Source organism: Enterobacter sp. 3U4, from assembly GCF_057224565.1.
Window position 1 is genome coordinate 3,404,957 of record NZ_CP136665.1, and the last position, 18,982, is coordinate 3,423,938.

The window sequence follows — 18,982 nt, forward strand, 5'->3', positions numbered from 1 at the left end:
ATATAATATTAAAATTAAGTTGCACTATTATTTTTGGAAATGAGATTACCAGTAACACAACTCATACATCACTGGTAATCATTGCATTTAATTTACACCAAGAGCCTTGTACACCGCATCCACAGGGTCAGCATAAAAGCTTACCTGGAACTTGGTAAATAACTCAGTCGGTACGGTCGGAATATCCATAGCAGACGCCATAGGGAGCAGTACCTTTTTAGCACCGCTATCGAATGCTACCTGCAGACATGCAGCTAAATCCTGAACGGGATTCGTCACGCCGCCCAATGTCATGCCGCCCAATACGACCATTTGTTCCTGAACCGGTTTTGCCAGCAATATGGAACAGAACGCGATTAACGCGGCCAGACTGGTGGTAGTACTCGGTCCTGTGCTGTGCAGCTCCACCACATGAAGATGATATTCATGTTCAGAGAATTTAGCCGCAGCACTGATACGACCTAAGTTACCTTTGAAGTAGTCAAAACCCACGCGGATCGCTTCTTTCGCTGCTGTATTCGACCCTAAACCTGATACCGCATGTTTGCCATTACCGGCAGTCATCTGCGTTTCAAAACGATAGAGGCCCGTCATACCTGAATCAGCCTGCGTGACCAGATGCACTACGCCAGGTTTCGGCATACCGGCAGGAATCAATTCACTTCCGCCCTGCTCCGGTACGCTCACGAAGAACTCTTCCAGGCTCTCGTTATCGATATAACTGAAGTTCACATCAAAGAACTCCAGGCCACCGAGTTTCTTAAGCTGCTCTTTAACTCGACGACGGACCTCCAATGCATAGGTCAGGCAAACACGTACATCTTCTTTGTCGTACGCGCCGTCTGGGTGCATAAGCTTCAACAACCCGGATACCGTGCGGCGTACGGCAATCACGTCACGCTGATTGAGGTTATTTCCCAGCTTGAAGAATTTATCAATTGCATCGGAGAAGCTACGTTTACGCATTTCGCGCATGTATTCAGCGAGGTAATCCGTGATCAAACCATAGCGATTGGTGAAAAATTCCGGACGCATCTTTGGAATTTCCCAACCAGGAATATAGGCATGGAAACGGTCAAAAAAGGCTGTATCAATCATCGCATCCGGGAACGGTGCAAGCAGATGACTGGTTTTGACCAACGTATCCACGCTCTGATTAATGTTGCCGACAAACACCATGGAGGCTTTACCTTCGATGGAGTCACGACCACGAGAGAACGAACCTGACGCCATGTAGTCCTTCATGATCTGCACGCCATCTTTGTCTTTGAAAGTGATCCCTGCCACTTCATCAAACGCGACGACGTCCCACATACCCACAAGACCAATCTGCCGGCTGGCCATGTTGTAAAACAAGTTCGCTACCGTGGTTTGCCCGCCAGATACCAGCAGGGAGTTAGGGGAGCATTCTTTATAAACATGGCTCTTACCGGTACCACGTGGTCCAAGCTCACAGACGTTATAGTTGTTTTCCACAAAGGGAATCATGCGAGTAATCAGATGCCACTTGGTACGCTGTTCAATATTCGCAGGCTCCATCCCGACAGAACGTAACAGCACGTCAATCCACTGGTCACGATCAAACTGCTTGCGGGCCTCAAATACCTCGTCCATATCCATATTTGGCATCTGGATCGGCTTCAGTGTGAACAGCGAGAAAGGAGACGTTTTTTGCCCCTCTTCATAAAAGTAGTTCACGGTAATCATGCACCAGATGCCACCCGTCAACAGCTTCTCGTTGTCTTTCACCATCTGAGACGGCACCAGGGCATCTTTAATGCCGAGGTTAGATAGCTGGGCTTCGTAAACGTCTTTCTTCTGATTTAACTTTACCGTGACCTTATCGATAATTTTGTAAGAACCACGCTCGCGAATCAGTGATTTCACTTTTTCTGCTTCATCCGGGCGGACGTAGTTATCAGAAAGAATACGTTTAACCGACTGTAGCCCCTGCTCGACAACCTCATCGTCATCGGAGGCACAGTACATACCGAGTAGATATTCCAGTACGTAAACCGGAACATTAGCCCCTTCTTTAAGTTGCTTCGTCAGGTCCTTACGCACCACGCGACCGCGAAAGTGCTGATTCAACAATGAATCCAGGTCCTGAGCCAACACAGAGGCCGTTTCCATGTTACTGGCTGAGTTATCCTGCTGTTGCATAACGCCTCACTTAAAAGAAGTCATCCTGAAATGCCAGGTCGATCGTGATCGGGTAGCGACCATACTCTGTTGTGCTGTCCGCATTCTCCAGGATCAGAACATATTTGTTTTTACGATTGAATGCCGTCCCCATGAGTTTCATGGTTACATCGCGGGTGCGTTTACCCATATCTTCGTTATCACTGTCGAAGCATACTGTTTCCGTGCCGGAGACGACCTGGTTGTTTTCATCGACGATAAAGATATTCAGCGTGCGCGGCTCATTTAGATCATTCACTGCCGAAGTCTGAATAAAACCAACTTTATCAATGCTGTTAACCAGTTTAATCACCTGATCCCGCGCAACGACGGACACGGGCTGCCGCTGGGGTTGCTTCTCAGCCGCTTTCTTTTCAAGCGCGCGAATCTTCAACACAGGAACACACACCTCCTGCAGCATGGCTCCGCCATGAACGAAACGAGCACCACCTACGAAGTGGAAACGCTGTACCCCTTTGGGCAACAGGAATTCACTCTCATCGCTTGCGCCTGCAGTATCTGCCAGTTTACCGTGCCAGCAAAATTCACTTTCAGGCAGTTGATGACCCACAATAAAACGCTTATTCGCTTCAATCGTGTCTTTAGCTTTACTTTCCAGCTTCGTTTTATCCTGCTCCACCAGCGCTTGTTGTTGGAACAGGAACCCGTGATCGGCGGTAACAAAAATTCGGCTGGCATTAAATCGGCTACGTAAGCGTGAGACCAGATCTTTTAGCTCGGTAATAGCGCTTCGGCAAGCCTCGAATGTTTTATCTTCGGTTGCCGCCTTATCACCCATCGCATCTATAGTGTCGTGCCAGATGTAAACCACGGAAGCGTTGCGGATTTGTTCGTTCACTTCCTGATTATTGGCGTTCTGCAAGTCCTTTGCTTTCAGCGCTACACCATTCACCTTCGCAAGAATAGCGGCTCGTTTTTCAAACCCGGAAGTGGACATCCCATCGGCGTAGACTACACCAGAATTATCAGGAAGATAGCTCAACGACTCATGAGGTAACAGTGCAGCCATGCCCAGTTGGGTATAGCTTGGGAGCACTCCGGTCTGGGAGCGCAGCTCTGCGCTGAAGTGCTTCTCATGGTTAATATGCCTGCCCAGCTCTTCCGCCACTTCATAGCGCAGTGCATCCGAGATCACGACAAAAACGCGTTTCACCTGAGAGGTGTCAAACTGACGTTTAACATTCTCTTTATAGAAATTGCGCTGCAGTGGTATGCCAGTAAATTGCCATGCCTGCATACGTTTTTCCGCATCCAGCAGTTTGTTCCAGCCGCGACTCAGCTCGGCCAGATACCAGTTGCTGTACAACTCTTCAATGAATTTATCCAGTTCATGCAGGATCATCGCCCCTTTGCTGTGCACCGGTGCAGCATATTCATTAAACAAACGATAGGTCTGATCGAAGCGATAAATTTCGTCGCAGTAGGCCTTCCAGAACGCGCCTGTATCGGGGAAATTAAACCCGTCAGTGTAGCGATTACGCAAATTCAGCAAACGTTCCGCCTGACGAATAGCATTCCAGATAGAAAGATACTCTGGACGTGTCTGGCTCCAGTATTTAGCACTGCGCTCAGATACCAGTGCTTTAAACGCATCTCTGTCCAGAGTGGTGCTCTCTTCCTGCAACTGGGTCACCAGACCACGGATAATAAGTTGTTCAATGGCCTCGAAGGTTTCACATTTTGCCAGGGCGTACGGTGAGCTGTAGTTGTAGTGCTCTTTTGGCTGCAGTGTTTGTTGCAAATCCTCTGCACAATAATCGTATTCTGCTTTATAGCGACGATCGTTGCGCCACGCCCCCATAAAGGCCAGTGAAGAGGCTCGTCCTGCCGCAGTTGCCAGCACATTTTTACTCAACCAGTCACGATGCGCTTCATCACCCTGCGCCCAGAGATCGGTACAGAACAGTTTCAGCAGCAGGTTTTCCAGTGAAGGAGATTCAAACTGGTACCCGAGCTCAACACGAAGAATCTCCCAGAGTACCTCATCCAGGCCAAGTTTCTTCAGTACGGCGAAGGTGTTCTCCAGCGCGCAGTCATCCTGCTGCCGTGCCGCGACAAATTGCTGAACCAAAGCAAACAGAATCTCTTTGGTTTCAAAGGTACTGGCTCCGACCACCACCGCAAGCATTTTCTTATCGAGAGAGTTTTCCGTTTCGCGCTCGGTAACCCATCCCTTCAGGATCTGAGTTCGCTTGACGGTAAAGAAGGCTTTGCGAAGTTGAATATGTTCGCGTAAACCAAGTTGCGGGATACCTAGCGAATTTAGGGTGATCGCTGCATAATCAGCGTGGAATTCGGTGCTATAGAGGCGAATATCCAGCAACCAGTCCTGCTCGAGAGCGGGAACCTCACTGGTGAAATAGAGTAAAAATTTCTGCTCAGGCTCGTCGATTTCGAGTCGTTTTTTTGTTGCTAGCACAGAAATGCCGCGCATATCCAGCAGCACAACGTTGTCGAGATCCAACTCATTGAGCGAATCAGTGAAACGTTGTTCTGGGTCGTGCCAGAAGACGATACGGTTGTCGGTAAACTTCTGACGAAGCCCGGATTCCAGTTCTTTAAATTGCATAATTAATTATCTTCTGGGGTTAAATCCATGCGTTGCCAGACAAATGCCAGATCTGCTGGGACTGGCATTTCCCTGAACCACACATCCACCGAAATGGCTTTCTGAATAGCAAGTAATTGCATGAATACAGGGGTCACAACGTCCTTATAAAATTTTTTGCCATGAACAATGGTGCGCAACTGGTCATCCACAGACAACTGGCGAATTTCGGACAGTTTGTTCTGGTATCTTTGCAGCAGCAGCGCAGGATCCAGATGTTCATACCAACGCTGGCAATGTGTCAGAAACCCCTGCTCAGTAATCACCTGCTGAGGATCAAGGAGGTCTCGGTTAAATCCGAGCAACCGCAGTTCATCCCAAAGCGGGTTGATAATAGCCCATGCAGCTCCAAACTGAATCCAACTGTCTAAAGCTGCAGTAATCGATGAAGCAATAGCCCCTATCGCTTCTTCACTCTCACGGGGGAGTTTTGTTCTTTGCTTGAGCGGCAGCCCATGTAAAAGCTCACTCGGGACAACAAGATAGTTTTCAATGCAAAATCTGGGCAAAACTAGCAGGTTAGGCAATTGTTGTTGCCGTTGGCTCAACTGGGCATCATCCCACTCATCGCGATCAACAATGCCCAACCAATCAGATTGTTTTGACAAAATTTCTACCACATTGCGTTTCCCGCCGACTTCGGCAAGAACCCAGTTGGTTTCCCATTGGGGATCGACTTTTTTTAAAAGCTGGGTAAAAACGAGTTCATCGGTTTTCCCTTCAACGATTAGCGCTCGTTTACCTTCGGTGATCTTTGTCTCAAGGATGGTCTTGATATGCCACTCAAACTCCTTCATTACTCATCATCCTTTTCAACAGAAAGAGGATACCGCAGCCCCAGACTTTCGTAGCGCTGCCATACATCAGTAGCATGAGAAGTTAAAATGAGTTGGCCATGCTTTTTCTGGATGATGTTTTCTAGTGTCCCAAGTAGAGGTGAAACAAGAGAAGGATGAAGATGTAGATCTGGCTCGTCGATTAATACAACGCCACCCGGCTGAAGCCAGCGTTGAACCATAAAGAGCATGATCAAGACCTGATGCTCACCGGAACTCAGTTCATCCAGTGTATGAGTATCGCCGTTAGCAAGTTTGACCTGCTGACGCTGCCCTGGCTGAATATCTTCTTCAATGACTTTGCCTGAGAAGAACTGATTCAGCGTTTTCATCATCTCTGGATACAGCTCAGGGAGCGTCGCTTTCATATTGAACAGCGAGGCTTCAAGCTGCCCTTTCCAGTCGGAGGTAGGGGTATAGGTTGCCAGCCATCGCTGGCTAAGATCATCCTGTGCAAGTGAGGAAATATTCTTTTTAGGCGCAAGCCATCTGCGTGCCTCAGCATCCAGATAAATGACATTAGGGGATGAAACTCTCTCAGTGGTGATCACCATTTTCTGGTAGTAGTGACCCCATTTCTGGAACCAGGCATCTTCAAAAATCCTTAGCGTCAATTTACGCCCAGTACGACTTTCACCAATCCACTCAACATCTTTATAGGATTCAATTAATTCCTCAGACCATTCGTCAGAGCCAAAAAATAGCCCCAAGCGAGATGGCGTTGTTGATGTGAAGTCATCTATAACAATCGCGACACCGTTCCATCGTTCTAGCCATTTCCGGGATTCGTGAGATGATGGAAGCGGCTTGGATTGCTCTAGCCAGAACCCAAAAGCCCCCCAAAGCATCGCAATAGAGCGAAGCAGCGTCGATTTACCGCAGCCATTCGGGCCGGTAAGGAGGATATTTTCCTCAACCTCACCCGTCCAGTCGTTTTTGAAGCTAATTTTCGCATCGCCCAATGGGCCAACACTCTGCGTATAAATCGCCGCTATTTTCATCAAATCTCCTCAGGTGCGCTACCTGTAATGGCTTTTACATCCGCCAGCAGATCGCCAAACTTGCCGTAGTTAACCTTAACGCCGTCATCCAGATCAATAGTGATACGTCTATCAGCATAGTGACGCAAGCGGTCATCGAAGCTACGCAGCTCGTTGAATTTTTTGGTCAGCCCATCCAGTTCTTTTTTCAGACGCGTGGTAGCAGCTCCCGATTCAGCACTCTTAAGCTGATCGTTTACCAGGTCGATATTGCCCTGGTAGCGCGCCAGTAGCGGAACTACGTATTCGGTACGCATACGCGACAATGTGCCTTCATTATAACGGTGCAGGTACACCAGGCACTCAAACGCTTTCTCTTTACCGGAGCTGAACAACCAGTAAATCGGGCGTTTCTTGTACATTTTTATATGATCTTTCCAGAACTGCGTGGAAAGATAGCGGCGGATAGTATCAAGCGAAGATTCGCCTTTTTTCGGCTTGATTGCGTACAAACAGAGGCTTTCAGCTATGAAGTCGAGGTTTTCCTGCAGATGCTCTTCACCCCAGACAGTGCGGACGAATTCTTTTACACGGGCGGAGACATCGTCGTCGAACCAGTCAGAATCCATCAGCGGCAGAATGCCGTCTTCGTCGGCAGGGAAGCTTTTGTAGGCACGTTCATCTACGAGGTTAGAAAAACCTTTATTGCCTTCGTGAGCATAAACTAAACCTTCGCGATCTAAGGAGTAGCGACCTATTTGGCATCCAATATTAAATGATATCAACTCAGATATTACATCAGACTGATATCTATGTTTATTTTCATCATCATCACTACCATATCTATACATTAAATTTAAATTTAGCGTGGTGTCATAACCATTCCCTTGCACCTCATCATCTAAATTCAAATCATAATCGCCACACATGACCTCTTCAATTTTTCTCTCACACTGATTATAGATAAGCAATTCATTCTTCGCTATCTCAATATGAGAGCAATATACATCTCGTATAAGTGAGTTCTTCCCACCAAATTTAACAAGAATATTACTATCAAAGGATGGGGAATTCTCTGAGTTACTCCAATCTTTATTGGCGACGTCAAGGCATTTTTTTATGTTTAATACAACATTAATTTTATCATCATGACTTAGCGTAGGCATTGGCAATGAAAGAACATTGCTTACAGTTGTATTTATTGTTGGGCTAATCGCTGTCAAATAGTATTGACCGACAACCGAATTTAAAAAAGCAAGTGTGACGTAGGTTGTGATTTCATCTTCACAAAAAATAACCGGTGAACCCGAACTATATTGAAGTTCATCGGGTTTTAACCGGAATGCACAACCCTTAGTTCCAATAAGGGACCAAGTTATTCCTGTTTGATCCCAGAACTTTTTATTTGAAAGCCCACCATGTGAATCATAAACTGCTTTTGCCTCATCGCTCCAGTCAATGACATACTCATCATTTCCATTGTATTTCCTAGACTCACCACCATTAGCATAACCAATCCATTTTTTTTCGCTTAGCGAAACCTCCCAAAAATATCTCACGAACTTATCATTATTATGGGTTTTATTTCTACCTCCGGAGACAAAATAAGCTGACAGTTTCTCTCTTTTGAAATTATCCAAACCCTTTAACCAATAGATAATTGGTGAGCTGGGTATTTTTTTAAAATCATGCTGAAAAACATGATCAAACCTATTAGTACGTTTTAGTAAGGCGTTTTTTTTCTGTGCTTCATTACCATTAGTTAAATAGAAAAATGCAGGCTGGTAAATTTTACTCTGGTTGTTACTAATTACCCATGCTGCAGTTTGAACAACTTCGCCTGAGATCTGCCCAAATGCCCGTGCACCTAAATGTGCCATAGTGATAAATGTTTTATTATCCAAAAGCCAGCCTCGAAGCTCTTCATAGCTCGATAAAAACATCCACGACTGCATATTTACTTGTGCATTAAAACCATTTTCTTTGAGCAAAGAAAACGCATGCTGCATAAACATCGCAAACAAATCCGATTTACTGTCCGGGAATTGTTTCTTAGCGAACTCTTTTAGTTCACCGTTCATTCCTTTCCCACCCATATACGGCGGGTTTGCCACCACCGCATCATAACGCTGCGCCAAGATCCACGCCTGCTGGATATACGGGATCAGTTCTCCCGCCGCCTCTTTCTGCTGAATATCACCTTCAACCACCAGACGATACAATCCATCCAGAAACACTTTTAACGCCGTTTCATCTTCCTGCGGCACCTGAATTAACGACCCCAGCGTTTTTGCACGGGTGAACAACGCCAGCGTACGCATCAGTAGCTTATATTCTGCGCTATCGGTGTTAGCCAGTGCCGGCCCTTCAGCAAACATATCTCCCATACCACCGCGCTGCAACTGCTGATGAAAGTTAAGCTTGGTCCACAGCTCAGCGATATCCAGCTTACTTTCCTGCAGGGATACAATATTCAGACGCACATCACGGCCCAGAATACGCCGGTCATCCTGACGCGCCAGCATCAGCATCGCAAAACCGGAGAGCTGTGCGGCACGGTCATCGATGTCCAGGCCGAAAATATTGTTTTCCAGTATCAGCTGCGGGATATCCCGTGTACGGTAGCCACGCTCTTCGTAAATGGCCTTCAGCACGTTATAAGCTTCAGTCAGGATATGGCCGGAGCCGCAAGCAGGATCCAGCACCTTAATACTTTCGGGTTCAATGCTGGATGGGGTGATAGCTGCCAGCTGTGCCTGCACTTCCGGAATTTGTGCTGCTGGCTCAATGTAGTACGGCATTTTGCCTTTAAGGCTGGAGTCCGGATAGGTTTGCAGCCACTGGCGACCCACCGAGTTCTGCACCAAGTACTGCACAATCCAGTTCGGAGTAAACAGCTGGGTAGCAGCAGGAATATCTTCGCTCTTCACCACCTTACCGATCACATCGTCTTTTTTCTCGGAGATGTAGAACTGATACAGCCAGCCGATCACTTCGATCTGGTCCCAGTCCACTTTCGGTATCGCTTTCTCGTCCACCAGCCCACGCAGAATAGAGTCGGTGCGGGTCAGGTTATCCGGCAGCACTAGCTCAATTTCATCATTAACTGCTTCGAACAGGAAAGGCATCGCGCCATGAAGTGCATGGCACTGCGCAAGCAACAGTTCACGGTACAGCTCTTCATCGCGATCGCCCGCCAGCTTCATCTCCACCAGGCGTGATTTGTCCAGACCCAGAGCATCAGCCACTTCCGGCACATGCTCCAGCACCTCAAAACCACCTTCCAGCGTCGGGTGAGACAGCATACGGAAACCGTGCTCAAGATAGCCGTGCAGCTCCATATAGCGAATAGCGCAGAAGCGGTTAAACCAGGTGTAAGCGATGTGCTCCACCAGCACGTCGTAGCCCTGCTTTTCTGCTCGCTTGACCAGACGCTCACGGCGTGACGCCAGTGATTTATCCAGCGAGAACTGACCATAACGCACCTGGTCGCCAAGATCGGTTGCTTGTGCAATTTGCAGGTTGCCTTTTTTATCGGCTTCAATGCCCAGCGTAGTCAGTTTTTGCATGACCGCATCGCGGAACTGTTTACGTGCCACCGGGGCATATTTTTTGATGTTGGACGTATTCATATTCAATCCCAATAAATTTAAAAAACATGCTGACGTTCAAATAACGGGCATATTTTAAAATGATTAAAAGCCAGAACTATTGGAAAACTGGCTTGTTGACTAATTTAAATTCAAATTTCTTCAGGTGCACTGCCGGTAATGGCTTTCACATCCGCCAGCAGATCGCCAAATTTGCCGTAGTTAACCTTAACGCCGTCATCCAGATCAATAGTGATACGTCTATCAGCATAATGGCGCAAGCGGTCATCGAAGCTACGCAGCTCGTTGAATTTTTTGGTCAACCCATCCAGCTCTTTTTTCAGGCGCGTAGTGGCTGCACCGGATTCAGCATTTTTAAGCTGATCGTTAATCAAATCGATATTGCCCTGGTAGCGCGCCAGCAGCGGAACTACGTATTCGGTACGCATACGCGACAGTGTGCCTTCATTATAACGGTGCAGGTACACCAGGCACTCAAACGCTTTCTCTTTACCAGAACTGAACAGCCAGTAAATCGGGCGTTTTTTGTACATCTTCATATGGTCTTTCCAGAACTGGGTGGAAAGATAGCGGCGGATGGTATCGAGTGAAGACTCACCTTTTTTCGGCTTGATTGCGTACAAGCAGAGGCTTTCGGCGATGAAATCGAGGTTTTCTTGTAAATGTTCTTCGCCCCAGACTGTGCGAACGAACTCTTTAACGCGGGAGGTAACATCGTCATCGAACCAGTCAGAATCCATTAATGGCAGGATACCGTCTTCATCGGCAGGGAAGGTTTTGTAGGCACCTTCGGCGACTAGCTTCACGAAACCTTTGTTGCCTTCGTGAGCATAGACGAGACCTTCTCGATCGAGGGAGTAACGCCCCATCATACAGCCAATAGAATAAGATAAGCATTCGGCTATGCTTTCGCTTTGCTGCAACTTATCAAGTTCGTCATTTGATCTGTTGCCACTATAGCGATAATGAGGATTACAGGTAAGCGTTATGCTATTAATCGATACCTCTGGTTTTAGCTCTTCTTGCAGACCGTACGCATGAATGAACACTTGGTTGTTATGTTCTTCAATAGATTTCATCTTTAATACATTATCATGCCATTTTTCACAAAGCTGTTGATAAATTGAGCTTAATGAAGATTGATAATTAAAAGGATATGCAAGAGGTAATCTGGTGAAGTCCCACGAGTGCTCATAGCTATTCCAGTCACTACGAGTAATATCTACAGCGTCTTTGAAAATGTCATTAATTTTCTTATAATTGATATTAATGACAGGAAGATTAATAAGAGTACCTGGATTGAAATCAAGAGTTGGGCACATAGCTTGCAGCAAAGACGAACCACAGACACTATGCAAAAGGCACCCAACATAGTGGATGCCATTCTCAACCTTATCAAAAAACATAGAGCCCTTTTGGTCGAAAATAAACCCAGCATCCGTGTAGCGAGCAGCAAAACTACTTATACTAATATTCGTATAAGTAAGACCACTAGAAAAATATTTATCTTTGTTTCTAGGGTACGCACTTCGATGTTGACATATTCTTTCACCATCATTCTGCCAGTCTACAACCCAATAGTTATTGCCATACCATTTTCTGAAGTCGCCGCCCTTTGTATAAGGAAACCACCTTAAACCCGACTCTTTAGCTGATTCTCTATTAGTAAAACCCATCCCGACTTTATCGAAACTAACTTCATGCCAAAACCGAATAAATAAATCATTATCACCAGTTTGAAGTCCTACAACTGGCTTTGCAATTGAACCCAATGGCGAGCCTTGGACAAAATTGGATAAGTACTGAGTCGATAACCAAAAAACCAGAGGAGAACCGGGGATTTTTTTAAAATCCAATGCACTTGCTGTGTGTTTTTTATTCGAAAAAAAACGTTTTTCAAGTTCTTCAGGGCTAGTTACAGAACCTTGCTTCTCGAATAGCTTTTTGAATACCCCCTTTGCATTCACAACACTTCTCTTTGAGAGAATAAATGAACAACTACCAAAATCAGAGCCCCATATACCTCTGCCATTATGGATTAATGAGTCAATTGAGCATTCAGATATTATTTTTTCTCTAGCTAGTTCAAATGAAGATAAGAACATCCAGTTTGGTATAGTAATCATCCCAACGAATTTATTCTTTTTAGCTAACCTTAGGTTTTGCTCAATAAAAGCGGAATATAGATCGCTCTTTGTATTGCAATAATACTCATTGATAAAATCTTTTAACTGAGGAGCATAAAATTTGCTCCCCATATACGGAGGGTTAGCTACTACAGCATCATAGCGCTGCGCCATGATCCATGCCTGCTGGATATGCGGGATCAGCTCCGCCGCTGCTTCTTTCTGCTGAATATCTCCTTCTTCAACAAGACGACGCAACCCATCCAAGAACGTCTTCAGCGCCGTTTCATCTTCCTGCGGTACCTGAATCAGCGAGCCCAGCGTTTTTGCGCTGGTGAACAGTGCTAACGTGCGCACCAGCAGCTTATATTCCGCGCTGTCGGTATTGACCAGTGCAGTCCCTTCAGCAAACATATCTCCCATGCTGCCGCGCTGCACTTGCTGGTGGTAGTTCAGTCTGGTCCACAGCTCAGTGATATCCAGCTTACTTTCCTGCAGGGAAACAATATTCAGACGAACGCCACGGCCTGGACTCAGAATGCGGCGATCATCCTGGCGGGCCAGCATCAGCATTGCAAAACCAGATAGCTGTGCGGCACGGTCGTCGATATCGAGGCCGAAGATATTGTTTTCCAGAATCAGCTGCGGAATATCACGGGTACGATAGCCGCGCTCTTCGTAAATGGCCTTCAGTACGTTATAGGCTTCAGTCAGGATATGCCCGGAGCCGCAGGCCGGATCCAGCACTTTAATGCTTTCAGGCTCAATGCTGGATGGGGTGATAGCTGCCAGCTGTGCCCGCACTTCCGGCGTTTGCTCCGCTGGCTCAATGTAGTACGGCATTTTGCCTTTCAGGCTCGAGTCCGGGTAGGTTTGCAGCCACTGGCGGCCCACTGAGTTCTGCACCAGGTACTGTACAATCCAGTTAGGGGTAAACAGCTGAGTGGCGGCGGGAATATCTTCGCTCTTCACCACCTTGCCGATCACATCGTCTTTCTTATCGGAGATGTAGAACTGATACAGCCAGCCAATCACTTCGACCTGCTCCCAGTCTTCCTCAGGAGTAATATCTACCAGCCCACGCAGAATGGAGTCGGTGCGAGTCAGGTTATCCGGCAGCACTAGCTCAATTTCATCATTAACTGCTTCGAACAGGAAAGGCATCGCGCCGTGCAGCGCATGGCACTGGGCCAGCAATAGTTCACGGTACAGCTCTTCGTCACGATCGCCCGCCAGCTTCATCTCCACCAGGCGCGCTTTGTCCAGATCCAGAGCTTCAGCCACTTCCGGCACATGATCCAGAACCTCAAAACCACCTTCCAGCGTCGGGTGAGACAGCATACGGAAACCGTGCTCAAGATAGCCATGCAGCTCCATATAGCGTATGGCGCAGAAGCGGTTAAACCAGGTGTAAGCGATATGCTCAACCAGCACTTCGTAACCCTGATTTTCTGCACGTTTGACCAGACGCTCACGACGTGACGCCAGTGATTTATCCAGCGAGAACTGACCATAACGCACCTGGTCGCCAAGATCGGTTGCTTGCGCAATTTGCAGGTTGCCTTTTTTATCGGCCTCAATACCCAGCGTGGTCAGTTTTTGCATGACCGCATCGCGGAACTGTTTACGTGCCACTGGGGCGTATTTTTTGATATTTGACGTATTCATGTGAAGTCCTGAAAAGGGCAGACAACGCCTGCCCTGAAAATGGGGAATATTACTGAAGCTGTACGCGTTCGCCTGCGTTAATGGCATCCATGAGCGTTTTACGGAGTTGCTCCAGGGCTTTGTCTACCTGTTCGGCGTTATCCAGCGTTGTCACACCCGCAGCTCGTTCCATTGTTTTACGCGTGTTCACGTAGATGGTCTTTTTCAGTTTGGGTTCAGGCTTATCGATGGGGTCGATAATTCCTGGCTGAGGCGGTTTTTTCGGGTCAGGCACTTTCTTACGCTGTTCCTCAACCCAGCTGTTCAGCCGTTCGTTCGCTTTAAATTGAAGCGCCCTAACCTCAGCCTGTTCTTCCATGATTTGCGGAATCAGACCGTTCTGCTCTACTTTCTTACGCGATTGCTGCATCGGGTGTAAAAGCGAGTGCTGCAAGTCAGCAGGGACGTGCATCTCCAGCATGCTTTGCTTCAGCTCATTGATATGACCATCGATCTGTAGCAGCGCATGGCTTCGGTATTCTTCCACCAGACGCTGGTTGATGGTTTCAACGGTTTCAATCAGCGGGATAATCCGGTGCAGCTCTCCGTAAGGTCGTGCCTTACTGTAGATCCCTTCCAGCTCCTGCAAAGCCTTATGGGCCGTTTCGTCTTTATCCAGCGCGTTACGGTTAGCTTTGAAACTGCCATTCAACGCCATACTCAAGCGCTGCCAGGTGGCGTACTGGTTTTTGTAGAAACTGACCAAATCGTCCCAGTCTTCCGAGAAATCTTTAAGATCGTCAGCCGCTGCGGTGATTTTTTCAATCACCGCGTATTCTTCTTTCTCGTTGAGGATCCCGTTCAGCAATACCAGGCCTTCTTCTATCTCTTTACGGCCAGGGTTTTGTCCATTCTCTGCACGAGTTTTAAAAACGGTCAGTTCGCTCTTCCAGCGGCCAAAGAGTTCGCGAATATGAGAGACTAGAGGCTGTTCTTCACGCTCGTTAAACGGTTCTCCGGCAATCTCAGCCATCAGCTGCGCAGCTTTAGTCAACTGCGCTTCGTCATGGCGACGAACTTTATGCAGACGCAAATCGCTGTAACGACGTGAATTATTAAACGCATCCCACGCCTGCTTCAGTGCGATTTCACTGCCTTGCAGAGTGAAGCTGTATTTACCGCTGCGTGCCAGACGGGCCACCAGCAATTTGACCTCATCCTCCGGCCAGCCAAATGGGCGACGGCCAAAAGTGGTAAGAATATCCCGCAGGTAAACTGGCTTATGAGTCTCAATACTCATACTGATCCAGTTGTCCACTTCACGCATCGCCTCTGGGTTGGATTCTTCCATATCACCGAGGTCGAGCTGGGTATCATTTTCTACTGTCAACAGCGCGTGAGTTTCACGATTTACGTCTCCGGTACTCAGGCGCAGCAATTTTAGTTTGGAGAAACTGTTCTCGATAACGTAACCGCAGGCTGCATCTACGATAGCTAACGGCGAAGAGGATTTCTTATCCAACCGCTCGCCCAACGCCCAGACATCAGCCTGAGCCAACAAGCCTTCAATCTGCGCCTTCAGCGTTTTTTCGCGCATGCCATTTTCACGGCCTTTTTCAGCCAACAGTGTTGCCTGTTCCGGGCGCTGGCCGCTTTGCTTACTAAGGAAGGCTTTGGTCTGTGCGTACATGGTCAGGTCTTGCCAGGTACGAGCCTCATCAGGCAGGCAAATTAAGATGCAATCTTTACTGTCCGTCATCAGCAGACTATTAGAATGCGCACCCTTATAGCTCTCGTAGTTCGAGTCCAGTGGCGTGAGCACCTTAACCACCAGATCGTTAAGATTTGCGCCATCTAGTGGGTGTCCGTTACAAAAACGACTAATATCAAAATCCTGCTTATTGGCCGGATAGCGATATCTTTTGTTCTTCAGGATCTCTTCGAAAATGATGGTTGAGAGTTGCTTATTGATGGTGGTGAATTCCACATCAATATTACGGATTTCATTTTCGATCTCTTTTTCTTCGTTAGTGAGGAAAACGAATTTGTCATCAATACGCGAGATCAGCATCTCAGCCTGCAGACGATTAAGGCTGGCTTCAATCTGTCGACGGAGTTCCACTTTGTCAGTATCAATACGCTCAATAGAGAGCGTGACGAGATTGTCTAGCGTACTTTTCAGCACATCAACGTAGCGGATCAGGAACAGCGTCTTTAGCAGTTTGCCGTCAAATTCAGTCAGTGACGGAGACTGGCAGGCCTGAATGATAGTGCGGCTAACCGCAGGTTCCAGGAAGCTTTCGATCGCGGAGTAAAAGCGCCAGAACGGGACCAGACTATCCAGACCCTCTGCAGAGATTTGTACAGCTGCCGACTGGAAGGCATCCAGCAGAGAACGCTCCCCCATTGCCAGCTGCTTACCTGCGGCCCCTTTGGTTCGGATTGATTCAAAGACCTTTTGCAGTATCTGGTAATGCCACGGTACAAACGGATAGTTATCCACGAACTCGCGACTGTTGGTGTAGGCACGCAGCGTAGCCGTGGTTGTCGTGTCAAACGCCAACTGGTTGCGCAGAATATCGCCTTTTTCCTGCCAGACAGCTTCCAGCGCCGGTATTGCCGCTTCTGTTTTCACCAGCAGACGTTTCTGGATAACTTCTGAAGTATTCGAGCTGGAGAGTTGTAAACGCGTTGAGAAACGCCCCTGGATCTTGGAGAAGTCACGACCATCTCCACTGCTCATACCGCCGATTGCAGCATTAATGTCTGCCTGGGATGTAACAATTACCCACGCGCGGCCACCGCAAATAACGCCCAGATCTTCTGTGATGGTTTGCAACTTCAGCATCATCTGCCCATCTTTGCCAATGAATTGACCTACTTCATCGACCATAAACAGGATGTTGCGGTTGCCTTGACTATCCAGCCAATCTTTAACCCACGTACAGAAATTTTTGATATCCAGAGGGAAGTTCTTATCAAGTTGCTCGATCCACTGGCGAGAAGACTCTTCACTCTGGCCTGTAGCAACACTCAGCGCCTGCGCCATCTGATCGTTTATCATCAGATAAACATCACGCTCATCTTCCCAACGAGAGCCGGTGATGTCCGCAAAAGCGGCTTTAAAGGTATCAAACTGTCCACGCTTATCGAGCTCACGTTCCAGGTGTGCAATATGCGGGAAGTCCCCACAATAACCGGCCAGTTCGTTAAAGACTTTCAGAAATACTTTGAGAATGGCATCAACGCCATCTTCGACATTAGCGCGTGAGTCAATATTGAATAGTACGACATCAGTCGGATGCTGAACCGATTTCCGAATATCGGCCAACAGCAGTGCATCATCAATTTTCTCTTCAAAGAAGGAGAGCGCATTACGCGTGACGCCATTGTGGCTAACTTCGCGGTTCGCCAGCAGATAGGAAAGGATCTTAATGAAGTGTGATTTACCGGACCCAAAGAAGCCTGAAACCCAGACGCCCATTTTATCGGCAAGCTGTAATCTGCCGGGTCCAGTAGCTGGGGCATAGACTTCAAAGAACTGACGCAGGTGGCCATCGAGCTCCCGAGTGATGACGTACTCATCCAGTTCTATCCAGGCGCTTTCGTCGTCGGTCTGCTCGGCTTTAACTACGCCGTTAATATTACGTTTTAGCGGTTTCTCAAAAATTTTTTCTATGTTCATTGCTGTCGTCTTTTAACGAGGAGTCAAAGTCGCCGCAGGTCCGGTTTCTGGTACCAGTCTGAAGGCGCGGTAATAGTTACGCGAGTTAATGCCTGAGAGTGGAGAAAGATCATATCCACTGTAGGTGCCAGGATAGAACATCAGCAGTGGTGTAAACCCCATCACGTCCTGAAGTGCGCTCATAAGCTCATGACCGCGAACCAATGGCCAGGCGTTACCGAGGCCCGTCAGAATGACAAATTGCTGTGCCGGAAGATCGACCGTACGCGCAATATATTCCGCGATTTTTTTTTGGCTCAGCGGGGCTGCCAGATGCTTTTTCAGTGTCTCAAGGCCAAGCTCAGGCTCTCGCTGGCAGATACGGTCAAAGAGCTTACGTTCTTCAAGCATATCGATGATAACCTGGAAGATATTGAGTGTTTTATAGGTATATTTTTTATCCAGTTTTTTGAATAAAAAGTGTAAATACTCGCGGACCTGAAGCTCCTGCTTCGCCGGATAGTCAAAGATCCAGAAGCCAATCTCGTTGCCGGAGCCTTGGTTTTTCAAAAAACGGTCGTCGCCGATACGTTCTTCTAACTGTTTTAAACGATATTCAAGGATCGGATCATTCATGCTTTACCCTCCAGAACAGGAAGCAATTCGGCTTTGTTTAAACGATGCAAGGCCGTTGCAACATCTGGTAGAAGGAAAACGTTTTGTAAGTTCCGGCGGCGTGGGCTATCCAGGTAACCTGCTTCTGCAAGCGCCTTAATCAGATTGTTACCCATTTTTTGGATAGATGAATCAGAGAATGCAGCCAGCTCCGGGTGCAAACGAAGATTCTCATCCACAAAATCACCCCAGCAATTTAAACCAAGCTTTTCTTTAAACTGTTGGCGAGCCGGATTTACGACATCAGCAATAAACTCCGCAACAACTGGCGACTGTATCATCAATGCAACCAACAGCATCTGCAGACGTTCGCTTTCACTGCCATTAGCAATCAGTTGCCAACACTCACGATCCAGGGTCATTAATCGCAGCCTTAAGGTTCTGGCATAACGATTTGCGGTACTGGTGGAGGATGCCTGAAGAATATTTTCATTGATTATTTGCTGCTGCCAGGTCGTTTCATCTGGCTCAGATAGCAACAGCTCAGCAATGGTTCGGCTCTCTCGGACCATCAACGAACCGCCCAGCAGATCGCCAATCCAGCGTTTGTCATTTTTTTTCATGGTGTTTGTCATCAAAAATCCGGAATGCTGCTCGCAAAAAATCAAGTAATGATTGTAATCGGCCCGCAGG

The 18,982-nt window shown here is 47.4% G+C and carries 9 protein-coding genes; all 9 read right to left on the minus strand.

Going from position 1 to position 18,982, the window contains the following annotated elements; all coding sequences use genetic code 11:
• Positions 1–87: 87 nt before the first annotated feature.
• The 9 genes from brxL to RVY89_RS16360 all read right to left on the minus strand — a co-directional run bounded on the left by brxL (position 88) and on the right by RVY89_RS16360 (position 18,924).
• On the minus strand, positions 88–2,163 hold the full coding sequence (gene brxL, locus RVY89_RS16320; protein ID WP_079814453.1) for a protease Lon-related BREX system protein BrxL: 2,076 nt from the start codon (positions 2,161–2,163) through the stop codon (positions 88–90).
• 10 nt (positions 2,164–2,173) lie between these two features.
• Complete coding sequence (pglZ, locus tag RVY89_RS16325) at positions 2,174–4,771, minus strand: BREX-1 system phosphatase PglZ type A (RefSeq protein WP_484825889.1); 2,598 nt, start codon at positions 4,769–4,771, stop codon at positions 2,174–2,176.
• A gap of 2 nt (positions 4,772–4,773) precedes the next feature.
• Positions 4,774–5,607, minus strand: a complete 834-nt coding sequence (locus RVY89_RS16330) for a DUF4435 domain-containing protein (protein ID WP_100165588.1) — start codon at positions 5,605–5,607, stop codon at positions 4,774–4,776.
• The gene (locus tag RVY89_RS16335; protein WP_100165589.1) at positions 5,607–6,647 is read right to left on the minus strand and encodes an AAA family ATPase; all 1,041 of its coding nucleotides are present in this window, start codon (positions 6,645–6,647) and stop codon (positions 5,607–5,609) included. Before RVY89_RS16335 ends, RVY89_RS16330 begins: the two co-directional genes overlap by 1 nt.
• Entirely contained in the window at positions 6,647–10,258 is a 3,612-nt protein-coding gene (gene pglX / locus RVY89_RS16340; RefSeq protein ID WP_484825890.1) for a BREX-1 system adenine-specific DNA-methyltransferase PglX, read from the minus strand. The genes RVY89_RS16335 and pglX (RVY89_RS16340) overlap by 1 nt, the downstream gene beginning before the upstream one ends.
• Before the next feature lie 110 nt (positions 10,259–10,368).
• On the minus strand, positions 10,369–14,031 hold the full coding sequence (gene pglX / locus RVY89_RS16345; protein WP_484825891.1) for a BREX-1 system adenine-specific DNA-methyltransferase PglX: 3,663 nt from the start codon (positions 14,029–14,031) through the stop codon (positions 10,369–10,371).
• A 49-nt stretch (positions 14,032–14,080) separates the two neighbouring features.
• Positions 14,081–17,695, minus strand: a complete 3,615-nt coding sequence (brxC, locus tag RVY89_RS16350; RefSeq protein ID WP_248241159.1) for a BREX system P-loop protein BrxC — start codon at positions 17,693–17,695, stop codon at positions 14,081–14,083.
• A 12-nt stretch (positions 17,696–17,707) separates the two neighbouring features.
• Positions 17,708–18,310 carry a DUF1788 domain-containing protein gene (locus tag RVY89_RS16355; RefSeq protein WP_058675377.1) on the minus strand — a complete coding sequence of 201 codons (603 nt, stop codon included), beginning with the start codon at positions 18,308–18,310 and terminating at the stop codon, positions 17,708–17,710.
• Complete coding sequence (locus RVY89_RS16360) at positions 18,307–18,924, minus strand: DUF1819 family protein (RefSeq protein WP_058675378.1); 618 nt, start codon at positions 18,922–18,924, stop codon at positions 18,307–18,309. Before RVY89_RS16360 ends, RVY89_RS16355 begins: the two co-directional genes overlap by 4 nt.
• Positions 18,925–18,982: the final 58 nt, after the last annotated feature.